We start from the raw sequence: 18,378 nt of genomic DNA on the forward strand, positions 1-18,378 counted from the left end.
TGGAAGGGAAGTGACATGGGTTACCGGGTTGTAGTTGTCGGCGCGACGGGGAACGTGGGCCGCGAGATGCTCAACATCCTTGCCGAGCGCGCGTTTCCGATCGACGAGATCGCCGCTGTCGCCTCGCCGCGTTCGCAGGGCACCGAGATCGAGTTCGGCGAGACCGGGCAGAAGCTGAAGGTCCAGAACATCGAGCATTTCGATTTCACCGGCTGGGACATCGCCCTGTTCGCCGCCGGTTCCGGCCCGACCAAGATCTATGCGCCTAAGGCCGCTTCGCAGGGCTGCGTGGTGATCGACAACTCGTCGCTCTACCGCATGGACCCGGACGTGCCGCTGATCGTTCCCGAAGTGAACCCCGACGCGATCGATGGCTATACCAAGCGCAACATCATCGCCAACCCCAACTGCTCGACCGCGCAGATGGTCGTTGCGCTCAAGCCGCTGCACGATGCGGCGAAGATCAAGCGCGTGGTCGTCTCGACCTACCAGTCCGTGTCCGGCGCGGGCAAGGAAGGCATGGACGAGCTGTTCGAACAGAGCCGCGCGATCTTCGTCGGCGATCCGGTGGAACCCAAGAAGTTCACGAAGCAGATCGCCTTCAACGTGATCCCGCACATCGACGTCTTCCTGGACGATGGTTCGACCAAGGAAGAATGGAAGATGGTCGCCGAAACCAAGAAGATCCTCGATCCCAAGGTCAAGGTCGTCGCCACCTGCGTCCGCGTGCCGGTATTCATCGGCCACTCGGAAGCGGTCCACCTGGAGTTCGAGGAGGAAATCTCCGCCGAACAGGCCCAGTCGATCCTGCGTGAGGCGCCCGGCGTGATGCTCGTCGACAAGCGCGAGAATGGCGGATACGTGACGCCGGTGGAATGCGTGGGCGATTACGCCACGTTCGTTTCGCGCGTGCGCGAGGATTCGACCGTCGACAACGGCCTGGCGCTGTGGTGCGTGTCGGACAACCTGCGCAAGGGTGCCGCGCTCAACGCGGTGCAGATCGCCGAACTGTTGGGCCGCCGGCACCTCAAGAAGGGATAAGCCGGCAGGCCTTCCCCGGTTGCGGGAAGAATTCGGCATTCTCGATGTCATAATATTTGCGCGATAGCCGCCCTCTCCCTAGGATCGCCTCTGATCCTTGGGAGAGGGCACCCGCGCCATGACGCTTTCCGCCGACGTTTTCTGGTCTTTCCGCAGCCCGTACAGCTACCTCGCCACGCGCCGCTACCGCGCGCTGACCGAAGAGTATGACCTCGCCATCAATCTGCGCCCGGTCTATCCGCTAGCGATCCGGCAGCCCGATTTCTTCGAGCGCAATCATCCCGGCTGGCTGCGCTATCTGTTCGTGGATGTGGCGCGGCTGGCGCAGTTCCACGGCATTCCCTTCGTTCCGCCGCGCCCCGATCCGATCGTGCAGGACATCGCCACGCGGCGCATCGCGGACGAGCAGCCCTACATCTTCCGCCTGACGCGCATGGGGCAGGCGGCATCGCGGCGCGGCAAGTCGCTGGCCTTTGCCGATGAAGTCTCGCGCCTGATCTGGGGTGGCACGCAGGGCTGGCACGAAGGCGATCATCTCGCAGGGGCGGCCATGCGCGCCGGGCTGGACTTTGCCGAACTCGAAGCCGAAGCCGCCAGCGACGCGGATAGGCTCGACGCCGAACTCGCTGCCAACCAGGAAGCGCTGGAAGCGGCCGGCCACTGGGGCGTGCCCACGCTGGTCTTTGACGGCGAACCCTTCTTCGGGCAGGACCGCATCGACCTTGCGGTATGGCGCATGGAACAGAAGGGGCTGACGCGCCGGGGCTAGCCGCTTACCCTGCGCCGATGACGAGCCCAATCATGACCGGCGGCTGCCAGTGCGGCCGCATCCGCTTTGCCGTGCGCCTCGATAGCGACGAGGCCTATCTCTGCCATTGCCGCATGTGCCAGAAGGCGACCGGCGGGGTGGCGGCGGCCTTCGCGCAGGTTGCGCGCGATGCCTTGACCTGGGAGCGCGAGCCGGACTGGTATGCCTCGTCGGCGATCGCGCGGCGCCCGTTCTGTTCGACTTGCGGCACGCCGCTGGGATTCGCCTTTGTGGATGGCGCGGGCATGATGGACCTCACCGTCGGCAGTTTTGACGATCCTTCGATCTTCCGGCCGGTGGCGCACGCCGGCGCGGAAAGCTTGCACGAGGCATGGCTGGACACGCGCGCGCTTCCCCGCCATCGCAGCGACCAGACACCGAGCGTGGCCGACCGCTGGAAGGCCGCCGGACTGGAGGTTCCCGAATGACCGAGCTGACCACCGAATTCTTCGCCGGCCACGGCGGCGCGCAACTCGCGCTGCACCGGATGGGGAAGGGGCGGCCGGTCGTGCTGCTGCACGGGTTGTTCTCCTCGGCCGCGATCAACTGGGTCAAGTTCGGCACCGCCGCGCAGCTTGTCGCCGCCGGGTTCGAATGCCTGATGCCCGATCTGCGCGCGCACGGGCAAAGCGCCGCGCCGCATGATGCGGCTGCCTATCCGGCGGACGTGCTCGCGCTGGATGCCATGGCGCTGGTGGGCCATCTGGGGCTCACCGATTTCGACCTGTGTGGGTTCTCGCTGGGATCGCGTACCTCGGCACGGGCCGTGCTGGGCGGGCTATCCCCGCGCCGGCTGGTGCTGGCGGGCATGGGGCTGGAGGGGCTGGCCGGATGGAAGGGCCGGCGCGATTTCTTCATCGACGTGATCGACCGCTTCGGCACGATCCGGCCCGGCGATCCCGCCTATGTCTCGCAGCAGTTCATGAAGACGATGAACGTCGATCGCGTGGCCGCGCGGCTGCTGCTGGGGTCCATGGCGGATACCGCGCCCGAGGACCTGGCCGGCGTGACCATGCCCGTGCTGGTGCTGTGCGGCGACAAGGACAACGACAACGGCTCGGCCGACCGGCTGGCCGCCGCGCTGCCCGATGCGCGCTGCGCGACCATTCCCGGCACGCACATGAGCAGCGTGACCGTGCCGGAAATGGGGGCGGAGATCGTTTCGTTTCTTACCAGACCGGCTTGACCGCGGCGTTCGGAGGCTTAACCACGGAGGCATGACAGGCGCCCGCATCGCGCGGCGCTGGCAATGTCCTCAGGGAGTCCCCGTCCATGAAATCGCTGTCTTCCGTTCTTGCGCTGGCCGTCGCGGGTCTTTCCGTGACGGGCCTTGCCGCGCCCGCTTGCGCGCAGGATGCTGCCGCCACACCCGCCACGGTGAAGACGTGGCTGTCCCAGGCGGAAAAGGACTATTTCGACCAGTCCATCCGCACCAACCGCACCGAGTGGGTCTATCAGACCAACATAACCTACGATACCGCCGAGCTTACGTCCGCTGGCAACGCGGCGCTGACGAAGCTTCAGGTCGATCAGGCCAAACAGGCGGCGATCCTCGCCAAGGTGCCAGGCCTTGCGCCTGACGTCGCGCGCAAGCTGCTGGTCATCCGCACACAGATCACCACGCCGGCGCCCACCACCCCCGGCGCGGCCGAGGAATTCGCCGCGCTGCAGGCCCGCGTCCAGGGCATCTACGGCAAGGGCCATGGCACGCTGAATGGCGAGCCCGTCAATGGTAGCGACATCGAGGAAGCGATGGGCACCACGCGCGATCCGGCGAAGCTCAAGGAAATGTGGGTAAGCTGGCACGATACGGTCGGCACGCCGATGAAGGCCGACTACGTGCGCATGGTCGATATCGCCAACGCTGGCGCGCGCGAACTTGGCTTTGCCGATACCGGCGCGCTGTGGCGCTCGAACTACGATATGGACCCCGATGCCTTCGCGGCGCTGACCGAGAAGATCTGGGGCGAGGTCCAGCCGCTTTACCGCCAGCTGCACTGCTACGTCCGCACCAAGCTCAACGAGAAGTACGGCGATGCCGTGCAGCCCAGGACAGGCCCGATCCGCGCCGACCTGCTGGGCAACATGTGGGCGCAGGAATGGGGCAACATCTATGATATCGTCGCTCCCGCCGGGGCGGGGGATCTTGGCTACGACGTCACCGATCTGCTGGCAGCGAAGGGCTACGATCCGCTCAAGATGGTGAAGGCGGGCGAGGGCTTCTATTCCTCGCTGGGCCTGGCGCAATTGCCCGAAACCTTCTGGCAGCGCTCGCAGTTCGTGAAGCCGCGCGATCGCGAGGTGGTGTGCCACGCTTCCGCCTGGGACGTCGACAACAAGGACGATCTGCGCATCAAGATGTGCATCAAGGTGAATGGCGACGATTTCGGCGTGATCCATCACGAACTCGGCCACAACTACTATCAGCGCGCCTACAACGGGCAGGACCCGCTTTACCTGAACGGCGCCAACGACGGCTTCCACGAAGCGATCGGCGATTTCGTGGCGCTCTCGATCACGCCCGAATATCTCGTGCAGATCGGCCTGCTCGATCGCGCCAAGGTGCCGGGGCCGGAAAAGGACACCGGCCTGCTGCTGCGCCAGGCGATGGACAAAGTGGCGTTCCTGCCGTTTGGCCTGTTGATCGATCGCTGGCGCTGGAACGTGTTCAACGGCACGATCAAGCCCGCGCAGTACGAAACGGCCTGGAACGACATGCGCCTGAAATATCAGGGCATCGTGCCGCCCGCGCCGCGCAGCGCCGATGCCTTCGATCCGGGCGCGAAGTATCACATCCCCGCCGTGGTGCCCTATACGCGCTATTTTCTGGCGCGGGTGTTGCAGTTCCAGTTCTTCGAGGCGGCGTGCAAGCAGGCCGGCTGGAAGGGGCCGCTGCACCGGTGCAGCTTCTATGGCAACAAGGCGGTGGGCCAGAAGCTCAACGCGATGCTGACCATGGGCGCATCGAAGCCCTGGCCCGATGCGCTGGAAGCCTTCACCGGCAGCCGCGAGATGAGCGGCGCCTCGATGGTGCGCTATTTCGCGCCGCTTTCGCGCTGGCTGGAGCAGCAGAATCGCGGCAAGGACTGCGGCTGGTAGGGCCTGTTCCCCGATAAGGTCTTGCCGTTGGGCGCGGTTTCCGTCACCATCCTCTCAAATCATAAAATGATCAGAGGATGCCATGATGAAACCGCGCCGGCTTGCCGCGTTTCTGGCTTTGGGAAGTGCCTTTGCGGCCTCGGTGCCCGCCCACGCCAGCATGAATCTCGATACCGAACCCGTCGCGCTTGCCCGGCAGGTTTCGGCGACCAGCCCGGATGGCGTGGTCGCGGCGCTGCGCTCGCTGGGCTATGGCGCCGATCTGACCGCCGATGACGCCGGCGAACCGCTGATCAACGCGCGCATCGGCAAATGGCAGACGTTCGTGCTGTTCTACGACTGCGACGCGAAGATGCACGACAATTGCCAGTCGCTGCAGTTCAGCGCCAGTTTCACGCCCGACAAGCCCTTCGGCCCGCAGGAAGCGGCTGCCTTCGCGCGCGACTATCGCTTCGGGGCGCTGACGATCGGCTCTGACAAGTCGGTCGTGCTGTCGTGGGACGTGGTGACCGGCGGCGGCCTGGATTCGTCGGTGTTCCGCAAGGTCGTCGAAAACTTCAGCTTCGCCATGGATAACGTGGGCGCGCTGGCGTTCAACGAGGATAGCGGCGCGGATGCGAAGCGGCCGGCGGGCCGCCTTATCGCTTCCGGCTCTCGTCCTTGACGTTCTTGAGCGACGCGCCGGCAAGTTGGGGCCAGCGTTCTTCCCAATCGTGAAGGTCCCAGTCGGCCGGCCGTTCGAAGCTCAGAATGTCTTCCTGCGTTTCGGCCAGGTTGATGTCTTCCAGTTCGATGGTCACGCCGGGCGTGGTGCTGGCGAAAGCGCGCACCGTAGGGCGTTCGGGATGCTTGCGATGCGTTTCGATCACGATCGCCAGCCGGTCGCCGGGAATGCGCACGAGTGAGCCGACCGGATAGACGCCCACCGAACGCACGAACGCGGCCAGCACATATTCGTCGAAATGGCCGTTCCAGCTCAGCATCTCGTGGATCGCTTCAGCCGGTGTCCACGGGGCCTTGTAGGGCCGGTCCGACGTGTACGCGTCATAGACGTCGCACACCGCGCCCATGCGTGAAAGCAGGGTGATCTCGTCGCCGCTCAGCCGATGGGGATACCCGGTGCCGTCGACCTTTTCGTGATGGTGCAGCGCCACGTCCATGACCAGTGCCGACAGCGTGTCGTCCTTGCGCAGCACGGAATGCCCGCGTTCGGGGTGCTCCCGCATCGAGGCGAATTCGGCGTCGGTCAGCCGTCCGGCCTTGTTCAGGATCGAATCGTCGATCGCCATCTTGCCGATATCGTGCAGCAGACCGGCCATGCCCGCCTCGCGCACCTTTTCCTCGGAGAAATCCAGTTCGCGGGCAAGGTTGATCATCAGCGCCGAGACGGTCACCGAATGCATGTAGGTGTATTCGTCCTTGCGCTTCAGCCGCAGCACCGATGTAAGCGTGGAATTGTTGCGCGACAGCGAATCCGCGATCTCGTCCACCAGCGGGCCGAGCTTTTCGGCGTCGATCGTATCGCCCGAGCGAACCTGCTTCAGAAGCTGGGACATCAGGCGGCGCGCAAGGTTCACCGTCTTGCGTGCGCGGCTGAGTTCGGCCGCCATGGAGCAGGTTTCGGGCACGGCCGGCTTCTGGCGCGCTGCCGGCGCGATCGGGGCGAGCCGGGGCTTGGCGCTTTTGCGCGGGTTGGCCCGGGCTGGCGCGGGCGGGGGCGCCGGCATTGCGGCGGGCGGCGGGGCCGGCTGGTTCGCGGCCTTGGGCGGTTCGACCTTGATGTCGAGCCCCTTGTCGGTATCGATGATCACGCCGGAAATCCGCGCAGAGCGCAGCGCGTCCACATCGTCGCTATGTTCCAGAAGGAACTTACCACGCCAGAACGGGTGGAAGAACCACACGCCCTTGATGGCATGAATCCACATGCCGGCGCGGACCTGATCCTTCTCAATCTGCTTTAGCGCCATTGGCAACCGACCTTCATATTCAAAGCCTGACCCGAGATTGCTCCGTGCGATGCGGACGCAGATTTCGTCCGCTTCGGTTCGCGTAACATTCGGGATGGTTCCAAATCGTAAACGTCGCGTACAAATTTCGTGGGCGCGAAAGTGCGGTGTTCGCACGCCGCGCCGCGCCGGCACTGGGGTTGGGAATATACTATAATCAAATCAGTATTTTATGTGGTTGTGGAGGCGCGGTGCAAGCCTGCTGCGTCGTCCACCCTTTTTGATCGGGACGCCATCTTTCGGCATGTCTCGCGCGGCGAATCGCGTTCGGCCGCATGTAACAAATGGCCCAGTGCAGGTTACCGGAATGGAGGCTCGTTGAACGCGCGCAGTTTGCGGCTGTGCAGGCGCGGGCCTTCGGCACGCAGCAGCGCGCAGGTGGTGGTGCCGATGGCCAGGTGTGCGGCGATGGCTTCCTCGTAGAACCGGTTGGCCTGCCCCGGCATCTTGATCTCGCCGTGCAGCGGCTTGTCGGAGACGCACAACAGCGTTCCATAGGGCACGCGGAAGCGATAGCCCTGCGCCGCGATCGTGGCGCTTTCCATGTCGATGCCGACCGCGCGCGACAGGCTGAACCGCCGCGCGGACTGGGTGTAGCGCAGTTCCCAGTTGCGGTCATCGGTGGTGACGATCGTGCCGGTGCGCATGCGCTTCTTGAGGTCCGCGCCGCCGGTGCCGCTGACCATCTCCGCCGCCTGCGCCAGCGCGCGCTGAATCTCGGCAATGGCAGGGATGGGGATTTCGGGCGGCAACACGGGATCGAGCACGTGATCATCGCGCAGGTAGGCGTGGGCGAGCACGTAATCGCCGATCTTCTGGGTGGGGCGCAGCCCGCCGCAATGGCCGATCATCAGCCAGGCTTCGGAGCGCAGCACGGCCAGGTGATCGCAGATCGTCTTGGCGTTGGACGGGCCGACGCCGATGTTGACGAGCGTGATGCCTGAACGATCGGGAGCAATCAGGTGGTAGGCCGGCATCTGGTGCCGCCGCCAGGCGGTGTCGGACAGCCGCGCCCTGGCGTTCTCGATCGGCGCATCGAGGTACAGCCCGCCCGCGCCCGACAGCGCGATGTGATGGCCATCGCCTACTTGCTGCGCTGCCCAGTCCACGAATTCGTCGACATAGCGGTGATAGTTGGTGAACAGCACGTAGCGCTGGAAATCGTCGGGCCGCGTGCCGGTGTAATGCGCAAGCCGGGCAAGGCTGAAGTCCGTGCGCAGGCCATCGAACAAGGACAGCGGCAGCAGCCCCTCGTATTCGGGCACGTCTAGCCCGTCGGCGATCTCGTCGCCAATGCGGGCCAGTTCGGTGGTGGGGAAGTGCTGCGCCAGATCCTGCGGCGTCACCCCGTTCATCTGCGCGCCGTCGCTGCCGTCCAGCACGTAGGGGAACGGGATTTCCTGCCGGGAGGGGCAGACTTCGATCCGCACTTCATAGTCCGACATGATAAGGGCGAGCTGTTCCGCCAGGTAGTCCTCGAACAGCGCCGGCCGCGTCACGGTGCAGGCGTAGGTGCCGCGCTCGATCAGCCGCCCGAACGAGCGCGACGAATGGTCGCCCAGCGTCTGGCCGTCGAAGTGGATGCGCAGTTCGGGATAGCAGTAGCTGCCATCGTGCCGCCGTTCGGGCGGGGGTGGGGTGCCGTGCGTGGCGAAAGCGGCGATATCGGCTCGCAGACAGGCGACGGCGGCGTCGAAAATGCGGGAAAGTTCGGTGATGATCGTTTCAGGTGTATCCATCGGCAGTATGTAGCGCGCATTCGGTGACGCTGCAAAGACGGCTTATGCCGCCACGGCGGAACGGACCGGTATGGCCGGCGCGGGATTGGCTGGGTAAGAAGGCATGATGCGGCTTCTGGCGAATATCGGTGCGGGAATGGTGCTTTCGCTGGCGCTGTCCGCCTGCGCGGGGGGCGGTGGTGGTGGATTCCGTCCGGTCAGCGATACGCCGGTGCGGATCGGTCCAGCCTATACCGTGCGCGGGCAGACTTATGTGCCCGCCGCCAGCCCCCGTTACGATATGCTTGGCTATGCCAGCTGGTATGGCCATGAATCGGGCAACCGCACCGCCAACGGAGAGGCGTTCATCCCCGGCTGGATCACCGCCGCGCATACCACGCTGCCGTTGCCGACGTATGTGGAGGTCACCGCGCTCGATACCGGCCGCCGCATCATCGTGCGGGTCAACGATCGCGGACCGTTCGTCGGCCGCGCGCGGATCATCGATCTGTCGCGCGGCGCGGCGGAACAGTTGGGCGTGCGCGCGCAGGGCCAGGTGGCTGTGCGCGTCCGCCGGGTGGAACCTTCGGAGGAGGACCGCACCCGCCTGCGTCGGGGCCAGCCCGCGCGCCCGCTGCCGCCGGTTCCCGAACCGATCCTGCGCAACCTGCGCGGCCAGCTTTCGGCGGCGGGTTTCTGATTCGACGAAAAGGCGATTATGACATTGGTAAGCGATGAGGCTTCCCTCCCCCAACCCCTCCCGCCAGCGGGAGGGGAGCGAGGCTTGCGCCGCCGCAGGCGGCGTTAGCCGCAGCGGGGTGGGCTTTTCACGCTCCGCAAGCGAGACAATCGTCAACAAAAAAGGGGCACCCGTGGGCGCCCCTTTTCCGTTTGCTTGTCGCGAAGCGATCAGGCTTCCGCGGCGCGTTCTTCCAGCAGTTCCGCCGGGATTTCGCCGGGTTCGAGGTTCGGATCGACTTCCTCGGTGAAGCCGCCGGTCTCGGTGTCGAACATCGCGTCGATCACGTTGACGCCCTGCGACTGGAGTTCGGCTTCGTCCGGCGAACGGGCGACGTTCACCTTGACCTGAACCGAAACTTCCGGGTGCAGCGCAACGCGGACCGGGAACACGCCGATGGTCTTGATCGGGCGTTCGAGCACGATCATCGCCTTCGACACCTTGGCGCCCTGATCGACCAGGGCTTCCACGATGTCGCGCACCGAAACCGAGCCATAGAGCTGGCCGGCGTTCGACGACGCGCGGATGAGGACGACTTCCTTGCCTTCGACCGAACCGGCTTCCTTGCCAGCTTCTTCGCGGCGGGCCGCGTTATCGGCCTCGATGCGGGCGCGGTTGGCTTCGAAGACCTTGCGGTTGGCTTCGTTGGCGCGCAGCGCCTTCTTGTTGGGCAGCAGATAGTTGCGCGCGTAGCCGTCCTTGACGGTCACTTCGTCGCCGATGGTGCCCAGCTTCTCGATGCGCTCGAGCAGGATGATCTGCATGGGTAGCGCTCCTTACTTGACGATGTAGGGCAGCAGGCCGATGTGCCGGGCGCGCTTGATCGCCTGGCTCAGCTCGCGCTGCTTCTTGGCCGAAACCGCGGTGATGCGGCTGGGGACGATCTTGCCACGTTCAGACATGAAGCCCTGCAGCAGGCGCACGTCCTTGTAGTCGATCTTCGGCGCGTTCTTGCCCGAGAACGGGCAGCTCTTGCGGCGGCGGAAAAACGGACGAGCCATCTCTTATTCCCCTTCGCGTTCGCGGCGACGGCTGCGGTCGCGTTCGTTCTTGCGCATCATCACCGAAGGGCCGCCTTCGTGCTCGTCCACGCGGATCGTCATGTAGCGGATGACGTCTTCGTTGATCTGCGTCTGGCGCTCCAGCTCGGCCACCACGCCGGCGGGGGCGTCGATGTTGAGCATCACGAAGTGCGCCTTGCGGTTCTTCTGGATCTTGTAGGCCAGCGAACGGAGGCCCCAGGTCTCGGTCTTGGTGACCTTGCCGTTGTTGCTCTCGACGATTTCGGTGGCGGTGGCGGCAAGCGCATCGACCTGAGCCTGGCTCAGATCCTGGCGCGCCAGAAAGACATGCTCGTAAAGCGGCATGCTTCGCGTCCTTTCATCTTCTAACCGATCGCTGGCTGATCCGCGGGATTGCGGGGCCCCTCCGGCTTTCTTCGAATCCCGTAAGTCACGGGAAGCTGCGGCCCTTAGCGGATTCCGGGCGGAACGCAAGGGGCTTCGGTCCGTTCGCCAGCTTGATCGCGCGTCACGCAAGGGGTCATAATGGCACGAAACAGCTCCGGGAGGAAGTCAGATGCCCGTTACCGTCGATCGCGAAGGCGCGGTTGCCATCGTCACGCTCAACCGGCCGGAGGCGATGAACGCGCTGTCGCGCGCCATGCGGGCCAGCCTTGCCCGCACCATGCAGGAACTGGACGGCGACGACGGTATCCGCGCCGTGGTGCTGACCGGGGCCGGGGAGCGCGCCTTCACCGCCGGGCTGGACCTCAAGGAACTGGGCGCGGACACGTCCAACCTGGGCGCGGCCAACGCCGAGGCGGCGGAGGAGAACCCGGTCAGGGCGATCGAGCAGTGCCGCAAGCCGGTGATCGGCGCGATCAACGGCGTCGCCATCACCGGCGGGTTCGAACTGGCGATTGCCTGCGACATCCTGATCGCATCGGAAAACGCGCGCTTCGCCGATACGCATGCGCGCGTGGGCATCATGCCGGGCTGGGTCCTTTCGCAGAAACTCTCGCGCCTGATCGGCATCGCCCGTGCCAAGGAGCTTTCGCTGTCGGGCAATTTCATCGATGCGCGCACCGCCGCCGATTGGGGGCTGGTCAACCGCGTGGTCCCGCCGGCGGACCTGCTCGCCACGGCGAAGCGGCTGGCGCACGACATCGCCGGCGCCGATCCGGCAATGGTCACCGCCTACAAGAAGCTGATCGACAATGGCTATGCGCTGCCGTTCGGCGAGGCGATCGCGCTGGAGCACCGCGTGTCCGTTGCCGCCAACAGCCAGGTCAGCGCGGGGGATGTCGAGGCGCGCCGCCGGGCCGTGATCGAACGCGGCCGCAGCCAGAAGGGGTAGGCCGCACCCTCAACGCGGCACGAGGTGTGCGGTTTCGGGCACCGGCGTCGGTGGCGTCCGATCAGTGAACCAGCGGACGAGGTTTTCAACCTGCAGCGCCCCCATCGCCGCGCGCGTCCGTTCGGAGCCGGAGCCGACATGCGGCAGCAGCACGGACCGGGGATGGGCAAGCAGCCCCTCCGGCACCTGCGGTTCGTGCGCGAAGACGTCCAGCCCGGCGGCGAGAATAGAGCCGTTCGCCAGCGCCACCACCAGCGCATCCTCGTCCACGATCGATCCGCGCCCGATATTGACGAGGATACCGTCCGGGCCGAGCGCTTCGAGCACCCCGGCATCGACCATCTTCTCGGTCTCCGCCGTTCCCGGTGCGGCGACGATCAGCACGTCGCAGGCCTGCGCCAGCGCGCGCGCATCGGGATACCACGGGTAATCCACGCCCTCCTGCCGGGTGCGTCCGTGGTAGGCGATTTCCACGCCGAACCCTTCCAGCCGCCGTGCGATCGCCTTGCCGATCGCGCCCAGCCCCAGGATGCCCACGCGCCGGCCGCGCAGCGAGGGGGACAGGCGGAAGCGTTCCTGCGGCCACAGCCCGGCGCGCAAATGCCGTTCGGCTTGCGGAATCTGCCGGATCGTCGCCAGCAGCAGGCCCAGGGCGAGGTCCGCCGTCTCGTCCACCAGCACGCCGGGGGTGTTGGTCACGATCGCGCCGGCCCTCACGGCGGCGGCCACGTCCACGTTGTCATACCCCACGCCGAAGCTGGCGATGATCTCCAGCGCGGGCAGGCGTTCGATCAGGTCGGCGCGGACCTTGCCGAACAGCGTGGTGGTGGCGATTCCCCGAATCCGCGCGCCGTGCGCGGCGAAAAAGGCGTCCGGATCGTCCTGCTCCCACAGCCGGTGCACGGTGAAGGTCGCATCCAGCGCCTCGGTAACGCCCGAACGGATCGGGGCGGTGACGAGAATGTCGATGCTCTGCAAGGCGTTGGGGAACGTCATGTGCCGCTCATGGATCGACGGCGCGGATCCGGCAAGGCCATGGTTCCTTGCGGCGCGCGTGCGGTGTATCGCTAGCGGTGGGCCGGGGGCGAGTCCGTATCTCCGGTCGATGGAGAGACGTTGCAATGAAGAAGGCTATCCTGCTGGCGCCGGTTCTGGCGCTGTCGCTTGCCGTTACCCCCGCATTCGCCGCGACCACGATCCTGACCGCGACGCTGGCCGGCGCCAACGAGCCGGCGGGCGGCGATCCCGACGGCACGGGTTCGTTCCGCGCCGAACTCGATCCCGACAGCGGCGATTTCTGCTATACCCTGTCGGGCGCGAAGATTGCCAAGCCGACCATGGCGCATGTTCATACCGGCGCGGCCGGCGTCGACGGGCCGCCGCTTGCCACGCTGGAAGTCACCGGGCCGAACAGCGATGCCTGCATTGCCATGGAGCCGGACCAGATCAAGAAGATCCTCGCCGACCCCGCGGGCTTCTACGTGAACATCCACACCGACGATTTCCCCAAGGGGGCGGTGCGGGGGCAACTCGCCAAGCCGTGATTTGATAGGATAGGGAGCAAGGCGCTTCCCACCCCCGACCGCTCCCGCAAGCGGGAGGGGAGCGAGACTTGCGCCGCCGCAGGCGGCGTTAGTCGCAGCGGGGTGGGCTTTCCACGCTCCGAGTTCGCAAGCGATCCAACCGCCCTAACGCAAATGCCCAACGCAAATGGAGGCTGGCATCGCTGCCAGCCTCCACTGCCGCCGCCCTCAGGCGGGTTCTTTCGCCAGACCAAGCTCGTGTCTGGAAGCGCGCCGTCCGGGACGCGAAGCCCCTGGGCCGCTGCCCGGACATGCTTGCGCGTGCCACGGGCAACTGACGTTTCCTGCATCCGGGCCGGTTCCTGCCAGCGGGGGCAGGGTTGGCGTCGGTCTCCGCTGCCGGCCTTGCGGCCATGGGCGGGCGTTTTTTCCTTCGTGTCCGGGCACCGCTCCCTCGGGTCGAGCCGAGAAAGGCGCGCCGTCGGACGGACCCCCGCGGGTCTGAAGGATCGGCGCTGCGTTCCGCTTTCGCCGTAGCCGGGCCTTTCGCGCCGGGTGGAGGCATAGCCCTTGCCGCGCGATACGCCCTGCTGGCGTCACCGATGCACTCGCCTTGCCGATCTGTCCGGTCGCTCTTCCTAGCTTCGCCGGGCACGGATGATGCCCTGCGGTCGATTGAAACGCGTACTTCCGGATCGGGCCTCTGGTAAAAACTTCCTGATTTCATCGGCTTGCGCCTCAGTTCCCAGGTCGTTTTCCCTTTCGACAAGCCAAAGCTGCGCCTGTCGCGTGAGTCGCGCAAGCGGAAACCGTGGAAGTTATCCACAGGCTATCGGATTTGCGGTGGACAACTTGAACCGGCCCCGTCAAGGAAACCGGTTTTCGTTTTCCTGATTCGAATGCGAACCCGTGCCGGGCCGCTCAGCGATCCCGCTGGGCCAGTAGACGCAGGCGCAGCGCATTGAGCTTGATGAAGCCGGCCGCGTCCTTCTGGTCATAAGCGCCGGCATCGTCCTCGAACGTCACGTGCCGTTCCGAATAGAGGCTGTCGGGCGACTTGCGGCCGACCACCGAGGCAAGACCCTTGTAGAGCTTGAGCCGCACGGTGCCGTTTACGCGCGCTTGCGAATGATCGATCGCGGCCTGCAGCATCTCGCGCTCGGGCGCGAACCAGAAGCCGTTGTAGATCAGCTCTGCATACTTGGGCATCAACTCGTCCTTGAGGTGCGCGGCCCCCCGGTCGAGCGTGATCGATTCGATGCCCCGGTGCGCGGCGGCATAGATCGTGCCGCCCGGCGTCTCGTACATGCCGCGGCTCTTCATGCCGACGAAGCGGTTCTCGACAAGGTCGAGCCGGCCGATGCCGTGCTTGCGGCCGAGTTCGTTGAGCGCGGTCAGCAGCGTGGCCGGGCTCATCGCCTCGCCATTGAGCGCGACGCCGTCACCCTTCTCGAAATCGATCGTGATGTATTCCGGCTGGTCGGGCGCGTCCTCCGGGTTGACCGTGCGCGAATAGACGTAGTCCGGCGTCTCGTCCCACGGGTTTTCCAGCACCTTGCCTTCGGACGAGGTGTGCAGGAGGTTGGCGTCGGTCGAAAACGGGCTTTCGCCGCGCTTGTCCTTGGGCACCGGGATCTGGTGCTTTTCCGCCCAGGCGATCAGCGCGGTGCGGCTGGTGAGGTCCCATTCGCGCCAGGGGGCGATGACCTTGATCGAGGGATCGAGCGCATAGGCCGAAAGCTCGAAGCGGACCTGGTCGTTGCCCTTGCCGGTGGCGCCGTGGGCGACCGCGTCGGCGCCGGTTTCCTTGGCGATCTCGATCAGGCGCTTGGAGATCAGCGGGCGCGCGATCGAGGTGCCGAGCAGGTAATCGCCTTCGTAGCGGGCATTGGCGCGCATCATCGGGAACACGAAATCGCGCACGAATTCCTCGCGCAGGTCGTCGATGTAGATATGCTCGGCCTTCACGCCCATCAGTTCGGCCTTGGCGCGCGCCGGCCCGAGTTCCTCGCCCTGTCCGAGATCGGCGGTGAAGGTCACGACCTCGCAATTGTAGGTCACCTGCAGCCACTTGAGGATGACGGAGGTGTCAAGGCCGCCGGAATAGGCAAGGACGACGCGCTTGATATCGGACATGATCGGCGATTCCCCGTGAGATAAGCGCGCGGCGCGTAACAGGACGGGGGCCGTATCGCAAGCGGCCGGCCCATCCGGACCGGCCGCGCAGGAAAGCGGTGGTTGAAGGGCGCCGTCAGTCCGACGTGGTCAGCAGCGTCTTCCAGATCAGCCCGCCGATCGCCGCGCCTGCCAGCGGCGCCACCCAGAACAGCCAGAGCTGGTGCAGCGCGTCGGTGGTGGCGACGAAGGCGACGCCCGTCGACCGCGCCGGGTTGACCGAGGTGTTGGTCACCGGGATCGAGATCAGGTGGATCAGCGTGAGCGCGAGGCCGATCGCGATCGGCGCGAAGCCGGCCGGAACGGCGGAGGACGTCGATCCCAGGATCACGATGAGGAAGCCCGCGGTCAGGATCATCTCGATCAGCAGCGCCGACTGCAGCGAATAGCCGCCGGGCGAAAGCGCGCCATAGCCGTTGGAGGCGAAGCCGCCCGCCTCGAAGCCGGACTTGCCGCTGGCGATGGCATAGAGCGCGGCCGCCGCGATCACCGCGCCCAGCACTTGCGCGATCCAGTAGGGGATCAGGTCTTTCCAGCCGAAGCGCCCGGCCACGGCGAGGCCCAGCGACACCGCCGGGTTGAAATGCCCGCCTGAAATGCCGCCCACGGCATAGGCCATGGTCAGCACCGTCAGCCCGAACGCCAGCGCCACGCCGGCGAAGCCGATGCCGAGTTGGGGGAAGGCGGCGGCCAGCACGGCCGATCCGCACCCGCCGAACACCAGCCAGAACGTGCCGAATCCCTCGGCCGCCAGTCTCTTGATCATGATCGTTCCTCTCCACTCCCGGGGGTTTTCCCCCTTTTTGGTATCGATCCAGCGCTGGCCGGCTATTCCGCCGCCTGCTTCAGCGCGGGATCGAGATGCCATTCCGGCGCGGTATCGTTGGCGCGCAGGCGGGCGCTTTCCTCCACCATCCGGTCGCGGATCATCGGGATCGCGTCGCGCCGCTTCACGTACTGCAGCTGCCAGTTGACCAGCCCGCCATAGCGGAACGCCTGCTCCGCCCCGGCCAGGTAGAATTCCCACATGCGGTAGAACCGCTCGTCATAGAGCGCCACGATCTCGTCGCGGTGCAGCCGCGTGCGGTTGTACCATTCCTCCAGCGTGTGCGCGTAATGGAAGCGCATGGCCTCCACGTCGGTCACCTGCCAGCCGGCCTTCTCGCTCTCGCTCACCAGCTCGGAAAGGGCGGGGATATAGCCGCCGGGGAAGATGTACTTGCGGGTCCACGCGTCGGTCTTGCCGGGAGGGCCGGCGCGGCCGCAGCAGTGAGAGAACATCACCCCATCGGGCTTGAGCAGGCGGTGGGTATGCTCGAAGAACGCCGGATACTGCGGCGTGCCCACATGCTCCAGCAGACCGACCGAGGTGATCCGGTCGAATTCGCCCTGCACGTCGCGATAGTCCATCAGCTCGAACTTCACGCGGTCCGCCACACCCAGTTCGGCGGCGCGTTCGCGGCAGAACTCGATCTGGTCGGGCGCGAGCGCCACGCCCAGCACGTCCACGTCGTAATGCCGGTGCAGGTAGAGCGCGAGGCCGCCCCAGCCGCAGCCGATGTCGAGCACGCGCTTGCCCGACGAGGTGGCGCGCTCGAGATGGAGCTTGGCCGCTATGTGCGCCTTCTTGTCGAGCTGCGCCTGTTCCAGGCTGATCGCCGGATCGCGGTAATAGGCCATCGTGTATTGCCGGTCCTCGTCGAGGAACAGTTCGTAGAGCCGGCGGGTGAGGTTGTAGGTATATTCGGCGTTCTTGCGGGCCGAGCGCCGGTCGTTGAAGCTGTCGATCGTGGCGGCGGCCTTGTCCGCCAGCTTGCGCAACGGCCCCTTGGCGCCCAGCGCGCGCTCGTGATCGCCCTCGGCGTTGAGCGCCACGAACAGCACCAGATCGCGGATGTCGTGCGGCGGTTCGATCACCATCCGCCCGTCCATATAGGCCTCGCCCGCGCCCACGCGCGGATAGCGCGCGATGTGCGTCGAGGCGCCCTTGTCGGTCAGCCGGATGCGCAAGGGCGCGTCCGTGCCCGGCCCATAGGCGTATTCCCTGCCATCGTGATCGATGACGATGAGCCGACCCTTGCGGATCAGCCGGCGAAGCATCTGGTCAAGCAGCCACATCGACAAGGGAGACTATGGCAAAGCGGAGGCGAGGCAAGGGGGAATCGGACGATGTGGCGGGCTATGGAACGGGTTGAGCGGGGGCAGGGCAGTCATTTTTCGTCAAGGGAACGCCTGTTATTGTGAGCCAAATCGCAATGACGGGGGTCTTGGTGGAGGAGCCGGCTTCCGACCTTTTGAGCTGGAGAGTTCTATGAGACTGCGACAGGCTTGCGCGATACTGGCCGCCGCGCCGCTGAGTGTTGCCATGTCTTCCGCTCATGCACAGCACGCGGAGGGGGCTTTGCCGCTTAAATCAAGCGAGATCGAGAAGGCTCTCGTGGGCAAGTGGATCCGCTACAACCCGCCGGGTTGGGCGGACTCGGACATTCACGAAGAATTCCATCCAGACGGGAAGTGGCGTGGATCTCTATCCGGGCTGGGGCCGATCTATTTCACGGGAAGATGGTCGATTGAAGACGATCGGGTTTGCGTGGTGGCTGACAAAGGAACTTTTGCGGAGAGCTGGCACGCAGGATTATACTGCCGCCAGGTGTTGCAAAATCGAGAAACCGAAGACCTGTTGATCGGTTATCTTCCCGACCGGCCTGATTCACCCAGAAAGATGGGATTGCAGGTTGTTGAGGTTCGTGCCCTCCCTACCCCGAAGTGACTTACGCCCACGAAAATTTCGCGCTCCAACATTTCCCTTTCCTACCCCCGTCCGCCGTGGCAACCCTGCCCGCATGATTTCAGCCGGAACCACTTTTCGGTCTGCGCGCGCCCGCGCCGGTGCGCCCGCAATGTCGGCTGG

General features: G+C 65.6%; 19 protein-coding genes. 10 read left to right on the forward strand and 9 right to left on the reverse strand.

Annotated features, from left to right (window positions below; all coding sequences use genetic code 11):
• Window positions 1–15 precede the first annotated feature (15 nt).
• The 6 genes from FA702_RS00375 to FA702_RS00400 all read left to right on the forward strand — a co-directional run bounded on the left by FA702_RS00375 (window position 16) and on the right by FA702_RS00400 (window position 5,612).
• Complete coding sequence (locus tag FA702_RS00375) at window positions 16–1,041, forward strand: aspartate-semialdehyde dehydrogenase (RefSeq protein WP_136954546.1); 1,026 nt, start codon at window positions 16–18, stop codon at window positions 1,039–1,041.
• A 118-nt stretch (window positions 1,042–1,159) separates the two neighbouring features.
• The gene (locus tag FA702_RS00380; protein WP_136954547.1) at window positions 1,160–1,810 is read left to right on the forward strand and encodes a 2-hydroxychromene-2-carboxylate isomerase; all 651 of its coding nucleotides are present in this window, start codon (window positions 1,160–1,162) and stop codon (window positions 1,808–1,810) included.
• Window positions 1,811–1,842: 32 nt separating this feature from the next.
• Window positions 1,843–2,277, forward strand: a complete 435-nt coding sequence (locus FA702_RS00385) for a GFA family protein (protein WP_136954548.1) — start codon at window positions 1,843–1,845, stop codon at window positions 2,275–2,277.
• Complete coding sequence (locus FA702_RS00390; protein ID WP_136954549.1) at window positions 2,274–3,035, forward strand: alpha/beta fold hydrolase; 762 nt, start codon at window positions 2,274–2,276, stop codon at window positions 3,033–3,035. The genes FA702_RS00385 and FA702_RS00390 overlap by 4 nt, the downstream gene beginning before the upstream one ends.
• Before the next feature lie 86 nt (window positions 3,036–3,121).
• A complete protein-coding gene (locus FA702_RS00395) occupies window positions 3,122–4,948 on the forward strand; it encodes a M2 family metallopeptidase (protein WP_124808703.1) in 1,827 nt (608 codons plus the stop codon).
• Window positions 4,949–5,030: 82 nt separating this feature from the next.
• Window positions 5,031–5,612, forward strand: a complete 582-nt coding sequence (locus FA702_RS00400; protein ID WP_255504649.1) for a YbjN domain-containing protein — start codon at window positions 5,031–5,033, stop codon at window positions 5,610–5,612.
• Here the strand turns inward: FA702_RS00400 and FA702_RS00405 are convergent.
• The gene (locus FA702_RS00405) at window positions 5,587–6,915 is read right to left on the reverse strand and encodes an HD-GYP domain-containing protein (RefSeq protein WP_136954550.1); all 1,329 of its coding nucleotides are present in this window, start codon (window positions 6,913–6,915) and stop codon (window positions 5,587–5,589) included. The genes FA702_RS00400 and FA702_RS00405 overlap by 26 nt on opposite strands.
• 338 nt (window positions 6,916–7,253) lie before the next feature.
• Window positions 7,254–8,693, reverse strand: coding sequence for an AMP nucleosidase (locus tag FA702_RS00410; protein WP_136954551.1), 1,440 nt, complete (start codon window positions 8,691–8,693; stop codon window positions 7,254–7,256).
• A 106-nt stretch (window positions 8,694–8,799) separates the two neighbouring features.
• On the opposite strand from FA702_RS00410, the gene FA702_RS00415 reads away from it, so the two are divergent.
• Window positions 8,800–9,372, forward strand: a complete 573-nt coding sequence (locus FA702_RS00415) for a septal ring lytic transglycosylase RlpA family protein (RefSeq protein ID WP_136957177.1) — start codon at window positions 8,800–8,802, stop codon at window positions 9,370–9,372.
• Between the two features lie 209 nt (window positions 9,373–9,581).
• Here the strand turns inward: FA702_RS00415 and rplI are convergent, their stop codons facing one another.
• Genes rplI through rpsF form a run of 3 tightly spaced genes read right to left on the reverse strand, consistent with a single transcriptional unit; the run spans window position 9,582 to window position 10,778 of the window.
• A complete protein-coding gene (gene rplI, locus FA702_RS00420) occupies window positions 9,582–10,175 on the reverse strand; it encodes a 50S ribosomal protein L9 (protein WP_136954552.1) in 594 nt (197 codons plus the stop codon).
• 12 nt (window positions 10,176–10,187) lie between these two features.
• Window positions 10,188–10,412, reverse strand: coding sequence for a 30S ribosomal protein S18 (gene rpsR, locus FA702_RS00425; RefSeq protein WP_011445073.1), 225 nt, complete (start codon window positions 10,410–10,412; stop codon window positions 10,188–10,190).
• A 3-nt stretch (window positions 10,413–10,415) separates the two neighbouring features.
• Window positions 10,416–10,778, reverse strand: coding sequence for a 30S ribosomal protein S6 (gene rpsF, locus FA702_RS00430; RefSeq protein ID WP_124808699.1), 363 nt, complete (start codon window positions 10,776–10,778; stop codon window positions 10,416–10,418).
• Between the two features lie 211 nt (window positions 10,779–10,989).
• Here rpsF and FA702_RS00435 point away from each other — a divergent pair, with 211 nt between their 5' ends.
• On the forward strand, window positions 10,990–11,769 hold the full coding sequence (locus tag FA702_RS00435; protein WP_136954553.1) for an enoyl-CoA hydratase: 780 nt from the start codon (window positions 10,990–10,992) through the stop codon (window positions 11,767–11,769).
• A 9-nt stretch (window positions 11,770–11,778) separates the two neighbouring features.
• Here FA702_RS00435 and FA702_RS00440 read toward each other — a convergent pair whose 3' ends face one another.
• Window positions 11,779–12,765, reverse strand: coding sequence for a 2-hydroxyacid dehydrogenase (locus tag FA702_RS00440; protein ID WP_136954554.1), 987 nt, complete (start codon window positions 12,763–12,765; stop codon window positions 11,779–11,781).
• 125 nt (window positions 12,766–12,890) lie between these two features.
• Between FA702_RS00440 and FA702_RS00445 the strand changes: the two genes are divergently transcribed.
• A complete protein-coding gene (locus FA702_RS00445; RefSeq protein ID WP_136954555.1) occupies window positions 12,891–13,313 on the forward strand; it encodes a CHRD domain-containing protein in 423 nt (140 codons plus the stop codon).
• A 900-nt stretch (window positions 13,314–14,213) separates the two neighbouring features.
• Here the strand turns inward: FA702_RS00445 and FA702_RS00450 are convergent.
• The 3 genes from FA702_RS00450 to FA702_RS00460 form a co-directional block, all read right to left on the reverse strand.
• A complete protein-coding gene (locus tag FA702_RS00450) occupies window positions 14,214–15,428 on the reverse strand; it encodes an argininosuccinate synthase (protein WP_124808695.1) in 1,215 nt (404 codons plus the stop codon).
• A 115-nt stretch (window positions 15,429–15,543) separates the two neighbouring features.
• Complete coding sequence (aqpZ, locus tag FA702_RS00455) at window positions 15,544–16,233, reverse strand: aquaporin Z (protein ID WP_136954556.1); 690 nt, start codon at window positions 16,231–16,233, stop codon at window positions 15,544–15,546.
• Window positions 16,234–16,295: 62 nt separating this feature from the next.
• Window positions 16,296–17,585 (reverse strand): cyclopropane-fatty-acyl-phospholipid synthase family protein, encoded by a 1,290-nt coding sequence (locus FA702_RS00460; RefSeq protein WP_136954557.1) that lies wholly within the window; start codon window positions 17,583–17,585, stop codon window positions 16,296–16,298.
• Window positions 17,586–17,778: 193 nt separating this feature from the next.
• On the opposite strand from FA702_RS00460, the gene FA702_RS00465 reads away from it, so the two are divergent.
• Window positions 17,779–18,237, forward strand: coding sequence for a hypothetical protein (locus tag FA702_RS00465; RefSeq protein WP_136954558.1), 459 nt, complete (start codon window positions 17,779–17,781; stop codon window positions 18,235–18,237).
• Window positions 18,238–18,378: the final 141 nt, after the last annotated feature.

The sequence above is a fragment of the Novosphingobium sp. EMRT-2 genome (genome assembly GCF_005145025.1).
In the GTDB taxonomy this organism is placed as follows: Bacteria; Pseudomonadota; Alphaproteobacteria; order Sphingomonadales; family Sphingomonadaceae; genus Novosphingobium.

What these genes read in the sequence shown, in the direction of transcription:
- FA702_RS00400 (WP_255504649.1), top strand. Translation starts at nt 5,031, where the DNA reads ATGATGAAACCGCGCCGGCTTGCCGCGTTTCTGGCTTTGGGAAGTGCC.
- FA702_RS00405 (WP_136954550.1), bottom strand. Translation starts at nt 6,915, where the DNA reads ATGGCGCTAAAGCAGATTGAGAAGGATCAGGTCCGCGCCGGCATGTGG.
- rpsF (WP_124808699.1), bottom strand. Translation starts at nt 10,778, where the DNA reads ATGCCGCTTTACGAGCATGTCTTTCTGGCGCGCCAGGATCTGAGCCAG.
- FA702_RS00445 (WP_136954555.1), top strand. Translation starts at nt 12,891, where the DNA reads ATGAAGAAGGCTATCCTGCTGGCGCCGGTTCTGGCGCTGTCGCTTGCC.
- rplI (WP_136954552.1), bottom strand. Translation starts at nt 10,175, where the DNA reads ATGCAGATCATCCTGCTCGAGCGCATCGAGAAGCTGGGCACCATCGGC.
- FA702_RS00410 (WP_136954551.1), bottom strand. Translation starts at nt 8,693, where the DNA reads ATGGATACACCTGAAACGATCATCACCGAACTTTCCCGCATTTTCGAC.
- FA702_RS00395 (WP_124808703.1), top strand. Translation starts at nt 3,122, where the DNA reads ATGAAATCGCTGTCTTCCGTTCTTGCGCTGGCCGTCGCGGGTCTTTCC.
- FA702_RS00380 (WP_136954547.1), top strand. Translation starts at nt 1,160, where the DNA reads ATGACGCTTTCCGCCGACGTTTTCTGGTCTTTCCGCAGCCCGTACAGC.
- aqpZ (WP_136954556.1), bottom strand. Translation starts at nt 16,233, where the DNA reads ATGATCAAGAGACTGGCGGCCGAGGGATTCGGCACGTTCTGGCTGGTG.
- FA702_RS00415 (WP_136957177.1), top strand. Translation starts at nt 8,800, where the DNA reads ATGCGGCTTCTGGCGAATATCGGTGCGGGAATGGTGCTTTCGCTGGCG.
- FA702_RS00385 (WP_136954548.1), top strand. Translation starts at nt 1,843, where the DNA reads ATGACCGGCGGCTGCCAGTGCGGCCGCATCCGCTTTGCCGTGCGCCTC.
- FA702_RS00390 (WP_136954549.1), top strand. Translation starts at nt 2,274, where the DNA reads ATGACCGAGCTGACCACCGAATTCTTCGCCGGCCACGGCGGCGCGCAA.
- FA702_RS00450 (WP_124808695.1), bottom strand. Translation starts at nt 15,428, where the DNA reads ATGTCCGATATCAAGCGCGTCGTCCTTGCCTATTCCGGCGGCCTTGAC.
- FA702_RS00440 (WP_136954554.1), bottom strand. Translation starts at nt 12,765, where the DNA reads ATGACGTTCCCCAACGCCTTGCAGAGCATCGACATTCTCGTCACCGCC.
- FA702_RS00460 (WP_136954557.1), bottom strand. Translation starts at nt 17,585, where the DNA reads ATGTGGCTGCTTGACCAGATGCTTCGCCGGCTGATCCGCAAGGGTCGG.
- FA702_RS00375 (WP_136954546.1), top strand. Translation starts at nt 16, where the DNA reads ATGGGTTACCGGGTTGTAGTTGTCGGCGCGACGGGGAACGTGGGCCGC.
- FA702_RS00435 (WP_136954553.1), top strand. Translation starts at nt 10,990, where the DNA reads ATGCCCGTTACCGTCGATCGCGAAGGCGCGGTTGCCATCGTCACGCTC.
- rpsR (WP_011445073.1), bottom strand. Translation starts at nt 10,412, where the DNA reads ATGGCTCGTCCGTTTTTCCGCCGCCGCAAGAGCTGCCCGTTCTCGGGC.
- FA702_RS00465 (WP_136954558.1), top strand. Translation starts at nt 17,779, where the DNA reads ATGAGACTGCGACAGGCTTGCGCGATACTGGCCGCCGCGCCGCTGAGT.